Below are 17,830 nucleotides of genomic sequence, written 5' to 3'. Positions count from 1 at the left end.
GCGACGGCGACTGCGTGCTGATGGGCCAGGAAATCCTCGCGCACGCCAGCCTCTGATCCTTCCAGGAACCGCCATGACGCTGACCCCCCAGCAAGCCCTGCAACGCACCATCGAGCACCGCGAGATCTTCCACGACGAGATGGTCGGACTGATGCGGCAGATCATGCGCGGCGAAGTGTCGCCGATGATGACCGCGGCGATCCTCACCGGGCTGCGGGTGAAAAAGGAGACGATCGGCGAGATCGCCGGCGCGGCTGCGGTGATGCGCGAATTCTCGCGCACCGTCGAAGTGGCCGACCGCACCCATATGGTCGATATCGTCGGCACCGGTGGCGACGGCTCGCAGACCTTCAACATCTCCACCGGCGCGATGTTCGTGGCCGCCGCGGCCGGGGCCAAGGTGGCCAAGCACGGCAACCGCAGCGTGTCCTCCAAGTCCGGCAGCGCCGACGCGCTGGAGGCGCTGGGCGCGGCGATCGAACTGCAGCCCGAGCAGGTGGCGCAGGCGCTGGCCGCCACCGGCATCGGCTTCATGTACGCGCCGGTGCACCACCCGGCGATGAAGGTGGTGGCGCCGGTGCGGCGCGAGATGGGGGTGCGCACCATCTTCAACATCCTCGGCCCGCTGACCAACCCGGCCGGTGCGCCGAACATCCTGATGGGCGTGTTCCACCCCGACCTGGTCGGCATCCAGGCGCGCGTGCTGCACGAGCTGGGCGCCGAGCGCGCCTTGGTGGTGTGGGGCCGCGATGGCATGGACGAACTCTCGCTCGGCGCCGGCACCCTGGTCGGCGAACTGCGCGACGGCCAAGTGCGCGAGTACGAAGTGCATCCGGAGGATTTCGGCATCGCCATGTCGGCCAGCCGCAACCTCAAGGTGGCCGATGCCGCCGAATCGATGGCGATGCTGCTGGGCGTGCTCGACAACGTACCCGGCCCGGCGCTGGACATCGTCGCCTTCAACGCCGGCGCGGCGCTGTACGTGGCCGGTGTGGCGGCCGACATCGGCGCCGGCATCGTCCTGGCGCGCGCGGCGATCGCCGACGGCCGCGCGCGCGCAAAGCTGGATGCGTACGTGGCGTGCACGCGGCAGTTGGCGGCAGTCCGCGATGCAGCGCGCTTTCCCGCCTGAGCGCGGCGGATCGGCAAGGCCGCCGGCGCTGCGCATGCTCTTTGCCGATGCTGTTAGCGGCATCACGAATTATGTGTACGCTCGCCTTCATGATCTTGGCCGATAATGCCCGGCCGCCCTCCCCGGACACTGTGCACATGAGCGATATCCTCCGCACCATCCTCGCCCACAAGGCCGAAGAGGTGGCCACGCGCAGCGCGCGCGTGCCGTTGGCCGACTTGGTCGAGCGCGCCAAGGTCGCGCCGCCGGTACGTGGTTTCGCCCGCGCGCTGAAGGCCGCGGTCGCCAACGGCGATCCGGCGGTGATCGCCGAGGTCAAGAAGGCCAGCCCGTCCAAGGGCGTGATCCGGCCCGACTTCCATCCGGCCGACATCGCGGTCAGCTACGAGTTCGGCGGTGCCGCCTGCCTGTCGGTGCTGACCGACGAGAAATTCTTCCAGGGCCATGACCGCTACCTGCAGGAAGCGCGCGAGGCGTGCACGCTGCCGGTGCTGCGCAAGGACTTCATCAGCGACCCGTACCAGGTCTACGAGGCGCGCGTGCTCGGCGCCGACTGCATCCTGCTGATCGTCGCCGCGCTGGACGACCTGCAGCTGTCCGAACTGTCCGAACTGGCGCTGCAGCTGGGCATGGACGTGCTGGTCGAAGTGCACGACATCGACGAGCTGGAGCGTGCGCTCCAGGTGCCGGCGCCGCTGATCGGCATCAACAACCGCAACCTGCGCACCTTCGAGGTTTCGCTGCAGACCACGCTGTCGATGCGCGACGCGGTGCCGCGCGACCGCCTGCTGGTCACCGAGAGCGGCATCCTCGGCGCGGCCGACGTGGCGATGATGCGCGCCGCAGGCGTGCACGCGTTCCTGGTCGGCGAGGCCTTCATGCGCGCCGAGGAACCCGGCGAGGCGCTGCGCCAGCTGTTCTTCGAGTCATGACCGGCGGCTATCCCGTGCCGCGCGCCGATGCGCCGCTGGTGGTGTTCGATTTCGACCACACGCTGTACGACGGCGACTCGGGTAGCCACCTGTTCGCCTGGCTGATCCGGCGCAATCCCCTGCGCCTGGCCGCCGCGCTGCTGGCCACGCCGCTGCTGGGGCCGCTGGTGGCGATGCTGCCAACGCGGCGCAGCGGCATTTCCGGCTACGTGTGGATCGCCAGCTTCGGCCTGCACCGCGCGCGCGAGTTCAACCGGGTGATCGACCAGTACGTGCTGCGGCACGAGGCGCGGATCCGCCAGCGCCTGCTGCCGCACGCGCTGGACGTGTTCACCCGGCACCGCGCCGCCGGCGACCGGGTGGTGGTCGCCACCGGCGCGCCGCCGGAGCTGGCGCGGGCCATCCTCGGCTTCGTCGCGCACCAGGACGTGCCGGTGGTCGGCAGCCTGATCGGCCCGCGGCTGGGCGCGGTCACCGCCACCCGCCACTGCCACAACCAAGAGAAGATGCGCATGCTGCGCGAGCTGGGCTATGGCGAGATCGCCACCGCCTATTCCGACAGCACCGCCGATCTGCCGTTGCTGCAGGCGGCCGCAGTGCCGGTGGTGGTCAATCCCAAGGCCTCGGCGGTGGCGCGCTTCCGCCGCGAACTGCCGTCCGGCACGCCGATCCTGAACTGGGGTTGCCGCGACCGCGCTGGCGACTAGGGCGTTGCGCCTGTGGCCCCGAGTGGGGGACGGCGCCTGGAATAAGCACCATCGCGCGACACCAGCGCCCGGTGCAGCGGTTCGATCCAATGTCCCTGGCCGATGTCGTAGGCGCCGAAGCTGCCCTCGAATTGCCAGTACGCCCACGCGAAATGGCGTTTCTCGGCGGCATTGACCACCGCGATGGTCCAGGCCAGGCGATCGGCATGCGGCGCCTGTTCGTACGGCGCCTGTTCGTAGGCCCCGAATTCGCCCAGCAGTATCTGCCGGTGGTGCGCCGTGGCCCAATCCGCGATCGCATCGAACTGGCGATAGAGCTTGGCCCGGTCGCCGCTGCCGCCCCAGGCAACGCCGCTCGCGTCCCTGATGTCCGGGCGGACCCACGGCGCGCCCTGATGGGTGAAGCGGAACGGGTTGTAGTAGTGCACGGTGACCAGGATGTTGGGATCGTCCTCGGGCAGGCGCAAGGCGCCCAGCGCAGTGAAAGCGTTGCCGTTCGCCGGCCCGATCACCACCGTGCGGGTCGGATTCTCGCGGCGGATGAGGCGCAGCGCATCGCCGAGCAGGGCGTTCCACCGGTCGCTGGTCAGTTCGCCATTGGGCTCGTTCAAGAGTTCGAACAGGACCGAGGGCGGTGCGTTGCGGTAGCGCATCGCGATCTGTTTCCAGAACGCCAGCAGCCTGGTCCGGCAGCTGGCTGCGTCCTGCGCGCAAGGGTGGAAGTCGTGCTCGTCGAGGATCACGTTCAGCCCGGCAGCGCTGGCCTGGTCCACCACGCTGTCCAGGGTGTGCAGCCAGGCGGGATCCAGCTGGTTCGCCGCGTCCATGTGCGCGAAGGCCTGCAGGTTGACCCGCACGGTCTGGAAACCGCCGTCGTGGATCGCGCGGTACAGCGACGGGCGGAAGCGCGCCCTGGACGCATCCGTCCACAGCGGGTCGTAACCGAGCACATTGATGCCGCGGCCGAGTCGGGCGAAGGCGTCGGCATGCGCCAGCGGTGTCAGCATCACCAAGGCCAACAGCATGGCGATCGTCTGAAATCCACGGTTGCGCTGCATCGCGATCTCGCAAGTGGGGAGCAGGGAACAGCATGCCGACCGAACGGCGGCATGCGCCGGCGGCGGCGTTCGCTGCGCATCATCGCGCCTGTGGGCGCCACCAATGCGAACCGCCAATAACCAAGGCAGCGGCCGATGCGTCGGCAATGCCCCGTGGCGGCCGGGTGCTGGATTTTCCGCGGCGCGATCTTTCGGCGGTTCTCCGGCGCCGCCCGCCTGCCGTTGTGCGCGTGCGCTTGCACTGCCTTGGCCGGCTAGGCCAGCCAGCGCGTCAGGGTGATGCCGATCTGGTACAGGCTGATCGCGAGCACCAGCAGGCCCACCGCCATCAGCACCCAGCGTTCGCGCACACGTTTGACCAGCAGCGCCGCCAGCGGCGCGGCCAGCATGCCGCCGACCAGCAGGCCGAGCACGATCTGCAGGTGCTCGATGCCCATGCTCAGCAGGAAGGTCAGCGAGATCGACAGCGTCACCAGGAATTCGGCGGCATTGACCGTGCCGATCGTGGTGCGCGCCTGGCCGCCGCGCGCCAGCAGGGTCGAGGTCGCCACCGGCCCCCAGCCGCCGCCGCCGCTGGCGTCGAGCAGGCCGGCGACGAAGCCCAGCAGCGGCACCCGCTGCACCTGCTGCCGCGGCAGCGCGCGGCCTGCGGCACGCAACAGGATCAGCACCGCCAGGCCGAGCAGATACAGATGCACGAACGGGCGGATGAACTCGCCCGGCAATTGGGTCAGCCCATAGGCGCCGAGGATGCCGCCGGCCATGCCCGGCAGCGCCAGGCGCAGGAACAGGCGTTTGTCGACATTGCCCAGCGCCAGGTGCGACAGGCCCGAGGCGCCGGTGGTGAACACTTCGGCGCTGTGCACGCTGGCGCTGACCGCCGCCGGTGGCAGGCCCATGCTCAGCAGTACGGACGAGGACACCAGGCCGAAGGCCATGCCCAGCGCGCCATCGACGAGCTGCGCCGCCAGGCCGACCAGCACGAACCAGTAAAACGTCTCGCTCAGAACCATCGCGGTGGACCGCCGCCGCTAGCGCGGCGCGCGGTCGCGGCCTTGCGCTCAGCGCGCGCCGTACAGCACCACGGTCTTGCCGCGGGCGTGCAGGATGCCGTCCACTTGCAGCTTCTTCAGCACGCGGCCGGCCATCTCGCGCGAGCAGCCGACCAGCCGCGCCAGCTCCTGCCGCGACACGCGCAACTGCATGCCCTGCGGGTGGCTCATCGCTTCCGGTTCCTGCGCCAGATCGTGCAGGGTACGCACGATGCGGTCGGTGACGTCCAGGAACGCCAGGCGGCTGGCCTTGCGCGAGGTGTCGAGCAGGCGCTTGGACAACTGCACGCCGATCGCGTACAGCACCCGCGGCGCATCGGCCGACAGCGAGCCCAGGAACAGCTGGTGCAAGCGTTCGTAACTGATCTCGGCCAGCTCGCACGGGGTCCGGGTGCGCAGGATCACCTCGCGCTGGTCCGATTCGATGAACAGGCCCATCTCGCCGACGAACTCGCCTCTGCCGAAATAGCCCAGCACCAGCTCGCGGTCGTCATCTTCCTCGGCGATGATGCTGACCGAGCCGCTGACGACGTAGTACAGGGTGCCGGCCGGATCGCCGGGTCTGAACACGTCGGTACGCGCCGGATAACGTCGCCGATGGCTATGCGCCAAAAAGCGATCCATGGTGGCGGTATCCAACGTCAGAGGACTTGGAGCGATGCGCACAGGTGTTGCTGTGGAGGTGTTTCCTGGACTCATGGCGGCTTCGCTACTACGTGAGGCCCGAAGCTTAACGGGACGCGTTCTCTGCGGCAAACGAGTGCCAGTCCCCACGTTTCACTACGCGCGCGTTTGTCGCATAATTGCTGCCCTTTCTACCCCGTCCATCTTTTTAGAGGATTCACGCCCGTGGTCAAGCCGTTGCCTCGTCTGAGGCTGCAAGGTTTCAACAACCTCACCAAGGCGTTGAGCTTCAACATCTATGACGTCTGCTACGCGGTTTCCGAAGAGGAGCGCCAGCGCTACATCGAGTACATCGACGAGCAGTACGACGCCGACCGGCTGACCGAGATCCTCACCGACGTGGCCGAGATCATCGGCGCCAACATCCTCAACATCGCGCGCCAGGACTACGATCCGCAGGGCGCCTCGGTGACCATCCTGATCTCCGAAGAGCCGGTGATCGACAAGAAGCTGGCCGGCAAGGAGATCATCTCCGACGCGGTGGTCGCGCACATGGACAAGAGCCACATCACCGTCCATACCTACCCGGAAACCCATCCGCAGCACGGCATCGCGACGTTCCGCGCGGATATCGACGTCGCCACCTGCGGGGTGATCTCGCCGCTGAAAGCGCTCAACTACCTGATCGAGCGGCTGGAATCGGACATCGTGATCATGGATTACCGCATCCGCGGCTTTACCCGCGACGTGAAAGGCAAGAAGCACTACATCGACCACAAGATCAATTCGATCCAGAACTTCCTGGCCAAGAACATCAAGGCGCGCTACGAGATGTTCGACGTCAACGTCTATCAGGAGAACATCTTCCACACCAAGATGCACCTGAAGGACTTCGACCTGGACCAGTACCTGTTCGAGGAAAAGGCCAAGAACCTGTCGTTCAAGGAGCGCATGCGCATCGAGGCGCTGCTCAAGCGCGAAATCGAGGAACTGTTCCACGGTCGCAATCTGGCCGAGTAGCGGGTCACATTCGGCGGGACGGCCCGCCCCGCGGCGTTTTGCGCTGCGACCCCTGCCGACGGCGGCCCGATGTGCAGACATCGGGCTTTTTTTTGTCCTTATTTGTCTACGGAGACAGACAATGCCATGGATCTATCTGCTGCTCGCCGGCCTGTTCGAAATCGGCTTTGCGCTCGGCCTCAAATACAGCGAAGGCTTCACCCGTCTGTGGCCGACGCTGGGCACGCTGGCCGGTGCCGGCATCAGCCTGTGGCTGCTGACTCAGGCGCTGAAACACATACCGCTGGGTACGGCGTATGCGATCTGGACCGGGATCGGCGCATTGGGCACCGCCGCGCTGGGCATCGCGCTGTTCGGCGACAGCGCCTCGCCGGCGCGGCTGGCCTGCATCGGCCTGATCGTGGCCGGGGTGATCGGCCTGAAGCTGGTCCAGTCCTGAGCGTTGCAGGCGGCGCCAGGTGAGAACAGGCCGAATGCGAGAGCGCCGCGGTCGCCGCGCTGCGTCAGTTCCGCGGAACGTGCCCGGGCGCTCAGGCGACGGCGGCGCGGCGCGTGCCGAGCACGCGCCCGATCAGCAACTGGTGCGCGGCCGCGGCCAGCAGTGCGGCGATCGACAGCGCGATCGCCAGCCGGGTCAGCACGCTGCCGAGGTTGCCGGCGTGCTGCAACTGGTCGAGGCGGCCGAAGCGCGACGGGTCGGCGTTGGCGTAGGCGATCTCCACCGTGGCGCCATCGAGCAGCAGCGGCGCGGCCTCGGCGCCGCTGGCCTCGAACGTGCCGCGGTGCAGCCGGCCCTTGCTCTCGAAGACATAGTGGAAGCGGTAATGCACCAGCGGTTCGGCATGCGCGCCGAAGGCGCCGTCGGCGATCACCGGCACCGTCGCCACCGAGTGGTCGTGCAGGATCGCGCTGGCATGGCGATAGTCGCCGAGCAGGTGGTACAGCAGCGCGCCGCCGCCTAGCACGAACAGGCTGGCGAACAGCAGGCGCGAGAGCCAGCGGGTCCGTGGCGAGGGGATGTGGATGGAGCGTGCGGGCATGTCGGTCGGAAAGGCGCGCGCAAGCGGCATGGCTCGGCGCAGTGGTGCATCGGGTACAGGCAGTGCCGGGATGGAACCGCCGGTCGCTGGAACAGGGTGGGCTGACGTGGAATCAGTCAGCGTTCGTTCACTTTAACCCGAATGCGCCGGCAATGCCAGTGCGCTGTCCCACGACAGGCGCGCCGTGCCGCGCTCAAAGCCGGTAGGCGACCGCTTTCATCAGCCGCGAGGCCGCCGCCATCAGGCCCGGGATCGGCGCCGGCAAGCGCCGCGCGCCGGCCTGTTCGGCGTGTTCGGCATGGCGCGCCTCGTCGGCTTTCATCACCTTAAGTATGTCGCGGCTGCGCAGGTCGGCCGGCGGCAGCGTTTGCAGGTGCTCGTCCAGGTGCGCCTCGACCTGGCGTTCGGTCTCCACCACGAAACCGAGGTTCCAGCCGTCGCCGCGCAGCCCGGCCAGGGTGCCGATCGCATAGCTGCCGGCGTACCAGACCGGATTGAACAGGCTCGGACGGCTGTCCAGTTCGCGCAGCCGCGCCGCGCACCAGGCCAGGTGGTCGGTCTCTTCCTGCGCCGCCTCCAGCAGGTGCGCGCGGGTCGTTGGGTCGCGCGCCACCGCGGCCTGGCCGAAGTACAGGCCCTGCGCGCAGACCTCGCCGACATGATTGATGCGCATCAGCCCGGCAGCGTGGCGGCGTTCGTCCGGCGCCAGCACCACATCGGCGCTCGCCGCGGCGGGGTAGGGGCGCTGCGCCGGCGGATTGCCGAACACCGTGTCCAGCGCGCGCTGGGCTTCGACCAGGGCACGGTCGAGCGGGGTATGCAGGCGGGGAGCCGTCATCGCGAGGGGCCTGGGAACGGTGGGGGATTCGATTTTCGCCGCGGGGCGCCGCGATGCCAAGCGCCGGCCGGTGCTGGCGTCCTGCGCGCGGACGGACTTGCGCGTGCCGCTGCCGGCGCGTAGAATTCCGCCTCTTGCGTTTTTGCAAGTCACAACGCGTGGCAAAGTTCAGGCAGCGTGCTGCCGGAATCCGCCCGACCAACCGAGTCTTCTTAATGAGCACCTTCACCGCTAAGTCCGAGACCGTCCAGCGCGACTGGTATCTCGTCGACGCCGCCGGCAAAACGCTGGGCCGGCTTTCCACCGAACTGGCGCGCCGTCTGCGCGGCAAGCACAAGCCGGTCTATACCCCGCACGTCGATACCGGCGATTACCTGGTGGTGATCAACGCCGAGAAGATCACGGTCACCGGCAACAAGCTCAACGACAAGAAGTATCACCGCTTCACCGGCTACATCGGCAACCTGAAGACCGAGACCTTGGCGCAGGCGCTGGAGCGTCACCCCGAGCGCGTCATCGAGATCGCGGTCAAGGGCATGCTGCCGAAGGGTCCGCTGGGTCGCGCCATGTACCGCAAGCTCAAGGTCTACAAGGGCTCCGAGCATCCGCATACCGCCCAGCAGCCGCAAGTTCTGGATATCTAATCATGGCGATCACGCAAAACTACGGCACCGGCCGCCGCAAGTCCTCCACCGCCCGCGTGTTCCTGCGCAAGGGCACCGGCAACATCACCGTCAACAACCGTCCGCTGGACGAGTTCTTCGGCCGTGAGACCGCGCGCATGATCGTGCGCCAGCCGCTGGAGCTGACCAAGAACACCGAGAGCTTCGACATCTTCGTCACCGCCGCTGGCGGCGGCACCACCGGCCAGGCCGGTGCGATCCGCCTGGGCATCGCCCGCGCGCTGGTCGAGTACGACGAAACCCTGAAGTCCGAGCTGCGCAAGGCCGGCTTCATGACCCGCGACGCCCGCGAAGTCGAGCGCAAGAAGGTCGGTCTGCACAAGGCCCGCCGCGCCACCCAGTTCTCCAAGCGCTGATCCACCGCGCTTGGCGAGGAGTCCTTCGGGATTCCCCTGGGAATACGCAAAAGCCCGGCTCCGGCCGGGCTTTTGTGCGTTTCGGGGTTCGGGCCTGTGCCGCGGTGACCGGCAGGCCATCGCAATGGCGGCTGCTGCGGATCGTGCGCGTTCGATCGCTGCGCCCAGGGCGGCGTGTCATTCAATAGCATCGGCAGTCGAACGCGACCTGCCCGCAGGTCAAGGCTTTACCTCCAACCTGCATCAACGTGTCTGGTGAAAAGCCCCCTTGGAGTCCAAGGGGGCGCGCCGACAGGCGCGGGGATGTGGAGAGGGAAGGCCGGGGCCCGCACCTTGCGCAGCAAGGTGTGGGGCGCAGGCGCAAGGCGCCTGCGCGAACCCGCAGCCAAACACACAAAAAAGGCCGATCTTTCGATCGGCCTTTTTTGTGTGTTTGGCTGCCCCGGATGGATTCGAACCACCGATGCCTGAGTCAGAGTCAGGTGCCTTACCGCTTGGCGACGGGGCAATGTCGCAGATCGCAATTATTGCACGCTTGCTGCGTGGACACCATGGTGGCTATGGGTGGACTCGAACCACCGACCCCAGCATTATGAGTGCTGTGCTCTAACCGGCTGAGCTACATAGCCTTGGTGAACCGCCAATTCTTATAGCAAATCGGGCGGCTGTCAACGGGTTTTTGCCGCGCTTGTGGGCCGGCCGTCGCCATGGCAGAGTCGGAGCCAGTAGATTTTTCAGGAGTCCGCATCGTGATCGATCCGGACGGTTATCGACCGAACGTGGGCATCGTGCTGATGCGGCCGGACGGTCAGGTGTTCTGGGCACGTCGCGTGCGCCGGGATGGCTGGCAGTTCCCGCAAGGCGGCATGAATACCGACGAGACCCCGGTCGAGGCCATGTACCGCGAGTTGCGTGAAGAGACCGGGCTGTTGCCCGAGCACGTCGAAGTGCTCGGGGCGACGCCTGGCTGGCTGCGTTATCGGCTGCCCAGCCGCGCCATCCGCCGCAACGAACGCCAGGTGTGCATCGGCCAGAAACAGGTCTGGTTCCTGCTGCAGATGCGCTGCGACGAGAGCGAGTTGAATCTGGAGCTGACCGAGACGCCGGAGTTCGACCATTGGCGCTGGGTCGACTTCTGGTATCCGGTGGAGCACGTGGTGCTGTTCAAGCGCGGCGTCTACGCGCGCGCGCTGCGCCATCTGGCGCCGTTGGCGCAGACCATTGCCGGGCCGGGCATCCGCGCCATGCCGACCCTGGCGCAGGAAGCGTGGATGCCGGGCAACAACGCCGGCCACGAGCGTCCGCGCAAGCGGGCGCGCAAGCGCGGCGGGCCTTGGGTGGCCCGGATTAATAACGATTAACGCCCGGAATTGACAACCATTCTCACTTTGGGTTGAATGGCGGCAGGCGCAGTCCGCGCCGTTCGCCGCCAACGCCATCGTGTACGTCTGCATCTGCAATGGGGTCACCGATCGTCAGATCCGCGAAGCCGCCGACGCCGGCTGCCGCAGCGTGTCCGAACTGACCATGCGCACCGGTTGCGGTGCCACCTGCGGCTCCTGCCTGGACATGGCCGGCGACCTGCTGGAACGCGCGCTGCGGCGCGACCTGCCGTTGCCCGTGCTGGGCGGCCTGGCGCGCGCGGCCTGAGGCTGCGCGCGCCCGCCGGCGCATGCGCCGCGGGATGATCACGATTCGCGTTCCTTCACCGTGGCGGCCGATTGGCTAGAGTCTGCGCTTTCCAAGACTAGCGAGCGGTGCGATGAAGGGCGACAGCAAGGTCATCGAGTTCCTCAACAAGGTCCTCTACAACGAACTGACCGCGATCAATCAGTACTTCCTGCACGCCAAGATGCTGAAGAACTGGGGGCTGAAGGAACTGGCCGAACACGAGTACAAGGCCTCGATCGACGAGATGAAGCACGCCGACAAGTTGGCGGACCGCATCCTGTTCCTCGAGGGGCTGCCCAACTTCCAGGCGCTGGGCAAGCTGCGCATCGGCGAGAACCCGAAGGAAATCCTCGCGTGCGACCTGGCCCTGGAGCAGGACGGCACCCCCACCTTGCGCGACGGCATCGCCTACGCCGAGTCGATCCAGGACTACGTCAGCCGCCAGTTGCTGGCCGACATCCTGGAGTCGGAGGAAGAGCACATCGACTGGCTGGAAACCCAGCTGGATCTGATCGGCCGCATCGGCGAGCCGAATTATCTGCTGACCAAGCTTGAGGACTGAGCGGGGCGTCTGCTGGCGCCTGCCGGCACGCGCCGCGCAGTGCCGCCTGGCGCTGCGTCGCGCGCCCGCGGCCGCATGGATGCTGGCGCCCGTGTAGGAGCGGTTTCAGCCGCGACAGGACCTCCGGTTAGAACCTGTCGCGGCTGAAGCCGCTCCTACACGGGACCCCGGCAGGGGCCGCGGGCCGCCTATGGCGCGGCGCTTTCCGCGGCGTCGCGCAAGGTGTTGCGGTAGCCCTTCAGGGCCAGCCGCGCACGCGCGAATTCGGCGATGACCAGCGCCACCGCGACCGCCGTGCGCTCCAACCGATGGGCGCGCACGCCGTCCTCGATGCGCGCGGCCGCAGCCGCCAGCGCCAGCGCACCGACATTGGCCGCCGAGGACTTCAGCGTATGCGCCGCGTCGCGCAACGGGTCCAGCTGCGGGATCGCAGAGGCCTGCTCCATGCGTTGGATCAGCTGCGGCGCATCGCCCAGGAATAGTTCGACGATCTGCGCGGTGGTCGCGTTGCCGGCGAGTTCGCGCAAGTCGTCGAGCACCGCGATGTCCAGCACCGGCAACGGTGTCGGCGGCAGCATCGGTGCCGGCTCGGCGGCGCCGACCGCAGGCACCGGCGCGGCACTGGATGAGGGCGTCGGCGCGGCCGCGGTGGCCGACGTAGTCGTCTCCGTCTCCACATCCGTCGCCAGCGTCACCGCCGCCGGCGCGGGATGTGCGGCGCGATGCGGCAGCCAGCGCTGCAGGCAGGCCGTCAGCAATTCGCGGTTGACCGGCTTGGACAGGTAGTCGTCCATGCCGGCCTCCAGGCAGCGCTGGCGGTCGCCGGCCATCGCATTGGCGGTCATCGCCACGATCGGCAGCCGCGGCCGTCCCGTCGCCGCTTCGGATTGGCGCCATTGGCGGGTGGCGGCGTAGCCGTCCAGCACCGGCATCTGGCAGTCCATCAGCACCAGGTCGTAGGGCTGCGCTTCCAATTGCGCCAGCGCGGCGGCGCCGTCGGCGGCGCTGTCGCTGCGGTAGCCGAGCACGTCGAGCAGCTTCTGCGCGACCAGCAGGTTGACCGGGTTGTCCTCGACCAGCAGCAGGCGGTAGTCGGCGGCCGGCGAGGCCGGGCCGGCAGGGGCGTCCGGGTCCGGCGCGAGGGTCGGACCCGCTGTCGGGGCTGTCTCGGCGGCGTGCGCGGGATTCGGTTCCGCGATGGAATCGGGCAGCCGCAATCCTGCAACGGAAGCGCTGGCCGCAGGCGCCAGCGCGAACATCCCGCGCAGGTCCAGGTCCGCCGCCTGCCGCGACAGCAGCGCGCCGTGCGCGCGGATTTCATCGGGAATCTCCACGTCCCCGTACAGCCAGGTCAGGTGCACCCCGTGCGATGCCGGCAAGCGCGCCACCGCGCGCTGCAACGCGCGTGCGCTCTGGCGCAGGCCGTCGAGGTCGCCGATCACCAGGTCGTAGGGCGGGCGACCGGGGCCGCCGGCGCGCAGCCGCTCCAGCGCTTCCTGGGTCGAGTCGACCCTGCTCAGTTGCACACCCCAGTTCGGCAGCAGGCCCTTCAGGCGCTGGTACAGGCGCAGGTCGGTGCCGACCAGCAGCGCGTGCAGCCGCGGCAGGCCGCCCTGGAGCTGCGGCAGGTCGCCGATCACCTTCAGCAGCGGGATCTCGAACCAGAACGTGGCGCCCTGGTCGCTGACCGATTCCACGCCGATGCGCCCGCCCATCAGGTCGACGATGCGCTTGCAGATCGCCAGCCCCAGGCCGGTGCCGCCGTACAGGCGGGTGGTGGAGGCATCGGCCTGGGTGAAGGAGCGGAACAGCCGTTCCTGCTGTTCGGCGCTGATGCCGATGCCGGTGTCGCGCACCTCCAGGCGCAGCAGGTGCTGCGCCGGGGTCTCGCCGAGGCGGCGCACGCGCAGCTCCACGCTGCCGCGCGCGGTGAACTTGATCGCGTTGCCGATCAGGTTGCTCAGCACCTGGCGCAGCCGCACCGGGTCGCCGCGCACCGGCAGGCGCACCGCCGGGTCCAGTTGCAGGGTCACGCGCAGGCCCTTGGCCTCGGCCGAGCGTTGCATCAGCTGCAGCACGCCGTCGAGCAGTTCGCGCAGGTTGAAGCTGGTGATCTCCAGTTCCAGCCGGTTCGCTTCCAGCTTGGAGTAGTCGAGGATGTCGTCGACGATGCGCAGCAGTTGCAGCGAGGAGTCGTTGGCGGCGCGCAGCATCTCGCGCTGCTCGGTGCCGAGCTGGCCGCGCGCGATCAGCTCCAGCATCGGGATGATGCCGTTGAGCGGGGTGCGGATCTCGTGGCTCATGGTGGCCAGGAATTCGCCCTTGGCCATCGTCGCGGCCTCGGCCGCCTGCTTGGCCTGCACCAGTTCCCGTTCCAGGCGCTCGCGCAGGTGCACGTCGCGCTGCAGCGCGTCGCGTTCGGACTCGGCCAGTGCGGCGCGCGCCAGCGCCGCGTCCAGCGCGCCGGCCTGCTGCCGCGCGCGCCAACCGGCGAGCAGCGCCAGCACTGCGGCGGCGCCGATGCAGGCCGGCGCCAGCAGTTGCCACGGCGCCGGCGGCGCCAGTGCCGGCACCGCCAGCAGCGCGCCGGCGGCGGCGCTCGCCGCGCTGGCCGCGGCCAGCCACGGCAGGGGCCGGCGCCGGCGTGCGGGCATCGCTACAGCACCGCGCTCTGGAAATCGAAGTTCAGTTCGTCGCCGACCGACTGCACCAGGTTGCCCTGGATGAAATCGACCCCGCCCATCCACATCGCCGCGGCCGCCTGCGCTTCCTCGATCTGCTGGCCGATGATCAGCAGCCCGGCGCGGTGCGCCAGGTCGATCGCGGCGCGCAACTGGTCGCGCAGGGCGGCATCGGCATGCGCGTTGGCGAAGCGCGCGGACAGGCGCAGGTAGCCCAGCGGCAACTGGTTGAGCAGAGCCTCGGCTTCGGCGCCGGGTTCGAACTGGCTGAGGCAGAACTGCACGCCCAGCGGCATCAGCCGGGCGCAGAACTGCTGCAGCGTCACCGTGTGGATCAGTGCGTCTTCCAGGCGCAGGTCGATCACCAGCGAAGTGCCGGTGATGCCGCGGCGGTCGATCGCCTCGACCAGCCAGTCGGCGAAGGCGCCGCGCGCCAGCGTGCGCGAGGACTGCGACACGAACAGGCGCAGCGGCGGCGTGGCGTGCTGGTACAGGTGCAGCAGGCCGAGCGCGTGGTCCAGCACCTGCTGGTCGAGGTCGGCGATGCGCCCGCCGGCTTCGGCGGCAGGCAGGACCTGCCCGGCCGACAGCAGGGTGCCGTCGCGCTGGCGCAGGCGCAGCAGCACCTGGTATTGCGCGGTGTCGCCGCCGGCGACGGCGACGATCGGCTGGTAGGCCGGTTCCAGCTGGCCTTCGAACATGGCGATGCGGCCCAGGTCCTCTTCCTCGCGCGGCGGCGTATACAGGGCCACGCCCTGCGGGTGCAGGCGCGCCTGCAGCGCGGTGCGCTCGACCGCCTCCAGCGCGCTGCCGGCGTCCTCGAAGCCCTGCGCCAGGTCGGCGTAGCCGATCGCGCAGCGCAGGTGCACCGCCTCATCCTCGCGCAGCGGGAACGCATGGCTGGCCAGGGCTTGGCGCAAGGCCTGGGCGCGCTGCCGCAGCGCGTCCAGGTCGTTGTCCTGGATCAGCAGCAGGAAGCTGTTGTCGTTGAGCCGGGCCAGCGGCTGCGGCGCGGTGGCGCTGGCCAGGCGGCGCCCGGCCTGGGTCATCAGGCGTTCGAATGCGGCATAGCCGTAGCGTTCGCGCAGGCCCAGCGCGCTGGCGATCTCGATGAAGAACAGGCCGCCGCCGGCACCCATGCGCAGCGCGTCGCCGAGCAGCTGCAGCACGTGGGTCCGGGTCGGCAGGCCGGTTTCGGGATTGTTCAGCGGCACGCTGTCGCTGGCGCTTTGCTGGCGCGCGCGGCGGATGCGGTTGGAGACCGCGGCGATCAGGTGCCGCGGGCGGATCGGCTTGGTCAGGAAATCGTCGGCGCCGCTGTCCAGCACTTCGTATTGCAGCTCTGGATCCGGGTCGCCGGTCAGGAACACGATCGGCAGCAGCTGGTGCTGCGGTTGCTGGCGGATCAGCGCGGTCAGGCGCATGCCGTCCAGGCCGGGCATGTGCAGGTCCATCAGGATCAGGTCCGGCCGGTATTCGGCGATCGCCTGCTGCACGCCTTCGGCCTGCATCTCCACCTGCGCCTGCATGCCGGCGCCGTGCAGCACGCTCTGCGCGAACAAGGCCTGCGAGCGGTCGTCCTCGACGATCAGGATGCGGTAAGGCGCGTCCAGCGGCTGTGCCGGCGGCGCGGTGCCGTCGCTGGCCGCAACCGACGCGGCCGCGGGCACTTGATCCGCGCCGGTGGCGGCGGCGATGCCGTCCTGCGTGCTCGCCGCCAGGTCGGGTGCCGGCGCAGGGGCGTCGGGCACGGCATCGGCGGCCCAGCGCCGCCAATAGTGCGGCGGCGGGGTCTCGGCACGGATGTTGCGCGAGCGCAGTTCGTCGCGGCTGGAAAGTGGTGCGGTGTCTCTCGCGGCCATCGTGTCTTTAGGGATCCTGAGTGCACGCCAATTATGCGATGAAGTTCACGAAGACGGGGGGCCATCCTGGCTCGGCCGGGCGACGGCGGCCTCCGCGGGTGGCGCCAGCAGGCGGCGCACGCCGCGCCACAGCGTGCGCCACACCCACCACACCAACAGCGCCCCCAGCACGCTCGCCCCAAGTGATACGGCCAGCGCCAGCCACGGATGCACTAGGGCCAGCGCCAACGTGGCGAGCACCACCGAATCTTCGGTCAGCGAGGCGATCCAGTTGCTGGCCGGTTCCGGCGAGGTGTTCAGCAAGGCGCGCGAACCGGCCTTCAAGACATGGCTGGTGAGCGCGACGCCGGCACCGGTGGCCAGCGCGCCGGCGCCGAGGTGGCCGTCCTGGGACAGCGTGGCGGCGGCCAGGAACGCCCCGGCCGGGATCCGGGTCAGGGTCTGCAGCAGGTCCCAGGCCGAATCCACGCCGGGAATCTTGTCGGCGAAGAACTCGGCCAGGGCCAGCGCGCCGGAGGTGCCGAGCACCCACCACGATTCGGTCGCCTGCAGCGCCGGCGGCAACTGCAGCCAGCCGCACAGGCCGGCCAGGCCGAGCCCGAACACGGTCAGATAGACGCGGATGCCAGCCAGCCAAGCCAGCAGGATGCCAATGACGAAGAGGTGGGCGTCGGTCATGCCGAGGCGCTCCTGCAGATACGCGGATGGCGGCCACTATCGGCCAAGCGTGCAGCGAAGGCCAGCGCAGGGCGGCATGGCCGCGGCGGCGCTGTCCGCCGCCGGTCAAACGCGTGGCTTACACTAGCCGGCCGGCCGCCCCCCCCCCCACCCCGCGAGGATCGACGCCGCTGCCGCCTCGGTGGCACGGCTTTGACGATGAACCGACCCGCCCCCCGTTTCCAGATCGTGCCCAACGGCGCCGCGCCGCCGCGCGGACGCGCCCTGTGGCTGCTGATCGCCATCGTCTGGCTGCTGCCGCTGGCCGGGACCTGGTGGCTGGCCAGCCGCCAGGCCGCGCCGCAGCTGGGCGCGGTGAAGACGCAACTGGGCACGGCCGAACGCAAGCTGCAGGCGCAGCAGCGGCAGATCGACACGCTCAACCAGCGCCAGGCCACGCTGGCGCGCTCGGACCAGATCAGCCGCGCCGCCAACAACGAGGTGCAGAGTTCGCTGGCCGAGCGCGACGAGGAGATCGCCGGGCTGCGCGCCGATGTGGCCTTCTACGAGCGCCTGGTTGGCGCGACCAGCCAGCGCAAGGGCCTGAGCGTGCACTCGGCCGAGTTCTCGGCCGAGGCCGGCGGCACCTGGCACTACAACGTGGTGCTGACCCAGAACCTCAACCGCGGCGCGATCAGCCAGGGGCAGATGCGCCTGGCGGTGGAAGGCGTGCGCGGCGGCAAGCTGACCAGCGTGGGCTGGGACGAACTGCACCAAAAGAGCGGCGTGCCCGGGCAGGACTATTCGTTCCGCTATTTCCAGCAATTGGACGGCAGCGTGATCCTGCCCAAGGACTTCACCCCGCAGCGGGTGCGAGTATCGCTGTCCGGCGGCGGCGCGCCGGTCACCCAGAGTTTCGATTGGACACTGGCCGGCAACGGCAAAGGGGAGTAGG

General features: G+C 68.9%; 19 protein-coding genes and 2 tRNA genes. 11 read left to right on the top strand and 10 right to left on the bottom strand.

Going from position 1 to position 17,830, the window contains the following annotated elements; all coding sequences use genetic code 11:
* Nucleotides 1–73 precede the first annotated feature (73 nt).
* The 3 genes from trpD (at nucleotide 74) to KHF85_RS18465 (ending at nucleotide 2,771) form a co-directional block, all read left to right on the top strand.
* Nucleotides 74–1,132: an anthranilate phosphoribosyltransferase gene (trpD, locus tag KHF85_RS18475; RefSeq protein ID WP_053836534.1), complete on the top strand. Its 1,059-nt coding sequence runs from the start codon at nucleotides 74–76 to the stop codon at nucleotides 1,130–1,132.
* Nucleotides 1,133–1,269: 137 nt separating this feature from the next.
* Entirely contained in the window at nucleotides 1,270–2,064 is a 795-nt protein-coding gene (trpC, locus tag KHF85_RS18470; protein ID WP_284567783.1) for an indole-3-glycerol phosphate synthase TrpC, read from the top strand.
* Complete coding sequence (locus KHF85_RS18465) at nucleotides 2,061–2,771, top strand: haloacid dehalogenase-like hydrolase (protein ID WP_284567782.1); 711 nt, start codon at nucleotides 2,061–2,063, stop codon at nucleotides 2,769–2,771. The genes trpC and KHF85_RS18465 overlap by 4 nt, the downstream gene beginning before the upstream one ends.
* On the opposite strand, the gene KHF85_RS18460 is transcribed toward KHF85_RS18465, so the two are convergent.
* The 3 genes from KHF85_RS18460 to crp all read right to left on the bottom strand — a co-directional run bounded on the left by KHF85_RS18460 (nucleotide 2,768) and on the right by crp (nucleotide 5,580).
* Nucleotides 2,768–3,796, bottom strand: coding sequence for a glycoside hydrolase family 5 protein (locus KHF85_RS18460; RefSeq protein WP_284567781.1), 1,029 nt, complete (start codon nucleotides 3,794–3,796; stop codon nucleotides 2,768–2,770). The two genes, KHF85_RS18465 and KHF85_RS18460, sit on opposite strands and share 4 nt — an antisense overlap.
* A gap of 287 nt (nucleotides 3,797–4,083) precedes the next feature.
* Nucleotides 4,084–4,842 (bottom strand): sulfite exporter TauE/SafE family protein, encoded by a 759-nt coding sequence (locus tag KHF85_RS18455; RefSeq protein ID WP_284567780.1) that lies wholly within the window; start codon nucleotides 4,840–4,842, stop codon nucleotides 4,084–4,086.
* A gap of 48 nt (nucleotides 4,843–4,890) precedes the next feature.
* Complete coding sequence (gene crp / locus KHF85_RS18450) at nucleotides 4,891–5,580, bottom strand: cAMP-activated global transcriptional regulator CRP (protein ID WP_284567779.1); 690 nt, start codon at nucleotides 5,578–5,580, stop codon at nucleotides 4,891–4,893.
* A gap of 150 nt (nucleotides 5,581–5,730) precedes the next feature.
* Here crp and speD point away from each other — a divergent pair, with 150 nt between their 5' ends.
* Both speD and KHF85_RS18440 read left to right on the top strand, forming a co-directional pair.
* Nucleotides 5,731–6,525: an adenosylmethionine decarboxylase gene (gene speD, locus KHF85_RS18445; protein ID WP_003476431.1), complete on the top strand. Its 795-nt coding sequence runs from the start codon at nucleotides 5,731–5,733 to the stop codon at nucleotides 6,523–6,525.
* Between the two features lie 121 nt (nucleotides 6,526–6,646).
* Nucleotides 6,647–6,964, top strand: a complete 318-nt coding sequence (locus tag KHF85_RS18440; protein WP_003470247.1) for a DMT family transporter — start codon at nucleotides 6,647–6,649, stop codon at nucleotides 6,962–6,964.
* 91 nt (nucleotides 6,965–7,055) lie between these two features.
* On the opposite strand, the gene KHF85_RS18435 is transcribed toward KHF85_RS18440, so the two are convergent.
* Together KHF85_RS18435 and coq7 are read right to left on the bottom strand one after the other, a co-directional pair.
* Nucleotides 7,056–7,565, bottom strand: coding sequence for a hypothetical protein (locus KHF85_RS18435; RefSeq protein WP_284567778.1), 510 nt, complete (start codon nucleotides 7,563–7,565; stop codon nucleotides 7,056–7,058).
* Between the two features lie 193 nt (nucleotides 7,566–7,758).
* Entirely contained in the window at nucleotides 7,759–8,403 is a 645-nt protein-coding gene (coq7, locus tag KHF85_RS18430) for a 2-polyprenyl-3-methyl-6-methoxy-1,4-benzoquinone monooxygenase (protein WP_284567777.1), read from the bottom strand.
* A 215-nt stretch (nucleotides 8,404–8,618) separates the two neighbouring features.
* On the opposite strand from coq7, the gene rplM reads away from it, so the two are divergent.
* On the top strand, nucleotides 8,619–9,047 hold the full coding sequence (gene rplM, locus KHF85_RS18425; protein ID WP_003470250.1) for a 50S ribosomal protein L13: 429 nt from the start codon (nucleotides 8,619–8,621) through the stop codon (nucleotides 9,045–9,047).
* Between the two features lie 2 nt (nucleotides 9,048–9,049).
* On the top strand, nucleotides 9,050–9,442 hold the full coding sequence (gene rpsI, locus KHF85_RS18420) for a 30S ribosomal protein S9 (protein ID WP_003470251.1): 393 nt from the start codon (nucleotides 9,050–9,052) through the stop codon (nucleotides 9,440–9,442).
* A gap of 434 nt (nucleotides 9,443–9,876) precedes the next feature.
* Here rpsI and KHF85_RS18415 read toward each other — a convergent pair.
* Together KHF85_RS18415 and KHF85_RS18410 are read right to left on the bottom strand one after the other, a co-directional pair.
* Nucleotides 9,877–9,950 (bottom strand) — tRNA-Gln (locus KHF85_RS18415).
* Nucleotides 9,951–9,994: 44 nt separating this feature from the next.
* Nucleotides 9,995–10,071 (bottom strand) — tRNA-Met (locus tag KHF85_RS18410).
* A 120-nt stretch (nucleotides 10,072–10,191) separates the two neighbouring features.
* On the opposite strand from KHF85_RS18410, the gene KHF85_RS18405 reads away from it, so the two are divergent.
* The 3 genes from KHF85_RS18405 to bfr all read left to right on the top strand — a co-directional run bounded on the left by KHF85_RS18405 (nucleotide 10,192) and on the right by bfr (nucleotide 11,675).
* Entirely contained in the window at nucleotides 10,192–10,803 is a 612-nt protein-coding gene (locus KHF85_RS18405; protein ID WP_284567776.1) for an RNA pyrophosphohydrolase, read from the top strand.
* 79 nt (nucleotides 10,804–10,882) lie between these two features.
* The gene (locus KHF85_RS18400) at nucleotides 10,883–11,092 is read left to right on the top strand and encodes a (2Fe-2S)-binding protein (protein ID WP_284567775.1); all 210 of its coding nucleotides are present in this window, start codon (nucleotides 10,883–10,885) and stop codon (nucleotides 11,090–11,092) included.
* Between the two features lie 112 nt (nucleotides 11,093–11,204).
* Entirely contained in the window at nucleotides 11,205–11,675 is a 471-nt protein-coding gene (gene bfr / locus KHF85_RS18395) for a bacterioferritin (RefSeq protein ID WP_284567774.1), read from the top strand.
* A gap of 188 nt (nucleotides 11,676–11,863) precedes the next feature.
* On the opposite strand, the gene KHF85_RS18390 is transcribed toward bfr, so the two are convergent.
* Genes KHF85_RS18390 through KHF85_RS18380 form a run of 3 tightly spaced genes read right to left on the bottom strand, consistent with a single transcriptional unit; the run spans nucleotide 11,864 to nucleotide 16,896 of the window.
* Nucleotides 11,864–14,296: a hybrid sensor histidine kinase/response regulator gene (locus KHF85_RS18390; protein ID WP_284569598.1), complete on the bottom strand. Its 2,433-nt coding sequence runs from the start codon at nucleotides 14,294–14,296 to the stop codon at nucleotides 11,864–11,866.
* A gap of 35 nt (nucleotides 14,297–14,331) precedes the next feature.
* Entirely contained in the window at nucleotides 14,332–16,218 is a 1,887-nt protein-coding gene (locus tag KHF85_RS18385; protein ID WP_284567773.1) for an EAL domain-containing protein, read from the bottom strand.
* A gap of 45 nt (nucleotides 16,219–16,263) precedes the next feature.
* Complete coding sequence (locus KHF85_RS18380; RefSeq protein WP_284567772.1) at nucleotides 16,264–16,896, bottom strand: DUF4126 domain-containing protein; 633 nt, start codon at nucleotides 16,894–16,896, stop codon at nucleotides 16,264–16,266.
* A 198-nt stretch (nucleotides 16,897–17,094) separates the two neighbouring features.
* Between KHF85_RS18380 and KHF85_RS18375 the strand changes: the two genes are divergently transcribed.
* Complete coding sequence (locus KHF85_RS18375) at nucleotides 17,095–17,829, top strand: DUF6776 family protein (protein ID WP_284567771.1); 735 nt, start codon at nucleotides 17,095–17,097, stop codon at nucleotides 17,827–17,829.
* Nucleotide 17,830: the final 1 nt, after the last annotated feature.

The organism is Xanthomonas graminis pv. graminis, from assembly GCF_030168915.1.
In the GTDB taxonomy this organism is placed as follows: domain Bacteria; phylum Pseudomonadota; class Gammaproteobacteria; order Xanthomonadales; family Xanthomonadaceae; genus Xanthomonas_A; species Xanthomonas_A translucens.
Note: the sequence above shows the minus strand (reverse complement) of the source record. Positions and strands in the feature narration are given on the sequence as shown.

What these genes read in the sequence shown, in the direction of transcription:
- trpD (WP_053836534.1), top strand. Translation starts at nt 74, where the DNA reads ATGACGCTGACCCCCCAGCAAGCCCTGCAACGCACCATCGAGCACCGC.
- trpC (WP_284567783.1), top strand. Translation starts at nt 1,270, where the DNA reads ATGAGCGATATCCTCCGCACCATCCTCGCCCACAAGGCCGAAGAGGTG.
- KHF85_RS18465 (WP_284567782.1), top strand. Translation starts at nt 2,061, where the DNA reads ATGACCGGCGGCTATCCCGTGCCGCGCGCCGATGCGCCGCTGGTGGTG.
- KHF85_RS18460 (WP_284567781.1), bottom strand. Translation starts at nt 3,796, where the DNA reads ATGCTGTTGGCCTTGGTGATGCTGACACCGCTGGCGCATGCCGACGCC.
- KHF85_RS18455 (WP_284567780.1), bottom strand. Translation starts at nt 4,842, where the DNA reads ATGGTTCTGAGCGAGACGTTTTACTGGTTCGTGCTGGTCGGCCTGGCG.
- crp (WP_284567779.1), bottom strand. Translation starts at nt 5,580, where the DNA reads ATGAGTCCAGGAAACACCTCCACAGCAACACCTGTGCGCATCGCTCCA.
- KHF85_RS18440 (WP_003470247.1), top strand. Translation starts at nt 6,647, where the DNA reads ATGCCATGGATCTATCTGCTGCTCGCCGGCCTGTTCGAAATCGGCTTT.
- KHF85_RS18435 (WP_284567778.1), bottom strand. Translation starts at nt 7,565, where the DNA reads ATGCCCGCACGCTCCATCCACATCCCCTCGCCACGGACCCGCTGGCTC.
- coq7 (WP_284567777.1), bottom strand. Translation starts at nt 8,403, where the DNA reads ATGACGGCTCCCCGCCTGCATACCCCGCTCGACCGTGCCCTGGTCGAA.
- rplM (WP_003470250.1), top strand. Translation starts at nt 8,619, where the DNA reads ATGAGCACCTTCACCGCTAAGTCCGAGACCGTCCAGCGCGACTGGTAT.
- rpsI (WP_003470251.1), top strand. Translation starts at nt 9,050, where the DNA reads ATGGCGATCACGCAAAACTACGGCACCGGCCGCCGCAAGTCCTCCACC.
- bfr (WP_284567774.1), top strand. Translation starts at nt 11,205, where the DNA reads ATGAAGGGCGACAGCAAGGTCATCGAGTTCCTCAACAAGGTCCTCTAC.
- KHF85_RS18385 (WP_284567773.1), bottom strand. Translation starts at nt 16,218, where the DNA reads ATGGCCGCGAGAGACACCGCACCACTTTCCAGCCGCGACGAACTGCGC.
- KHF85_RS18380 (WP_284567772.1), bottom strand. Translation starts at nt 16,896, where the DNA reads ATGACCGACGCCCACCTCTTCGTCATTGGCATCCTGCTGGCTTGGCTG.
- KHF85_RS18375 (WP_284567771.1), top strand. Translation starts at nt 17,095, where the DNA reads ATGAACCGACCCGCCCCCCGTTTCCAGATCGTGCCCAACGGCGCCGCG.